Origin of the sequence: Microbispora sp. NBRC 16548, assembly GCF_030268985.1 — a bacterium.
In the GTDB taxonomy this organism is placed as follows: Bacteria; Actinomycetota; Actinomycetes; order Streptosporangiales; family Streptosporangiaceae; genus Microbispora; species Microbispora catharanthi.
Map to the genome: position 1 here is coordinate 1 of NZ_BSSF01000127.1, position 255 is coordinate 255.

1 protein-coding gene is annotated in these 255 nt (G+C 65.9%); it reads right to left on the bottom strand.

Features of this window, described 5'->3' with window-relative positions:
• A partial coding sequence (locus tag QSK36_RS43340) for a heterodisulfide reductase-related iron-sulfur binding cluster (protein ID WP_285786469.1) occupies nt 1-255 on the bottom strand: 255 nt, incomplete at both ends.

Consider the following 255-nt stretch of genomic DNA (forward strand, 5'->3'; position numbering starts at 1 on the left):
TGCAGCGGTGCATCTCCTGGGCCTGGACGCCCGGCACCTTGGCCATGATGTCGCGCGGCTGGGCGTACACCTTGTTGTGCCGCCCGAGGAAGCACGGGTCGTGGTAGGTGATCTTCTCCTCGATCGGAGTGATCGGGGTGAGCCTGCCCTCCTCGACCAGATGCGCCAGCAGCTGCGTGTGGTGCACGACCTCATAGGTGCCGCCGAGCTGCGGATACTCGTTGGCGAGGGTGTTGAAGCAGTGGGGGCAGGTGG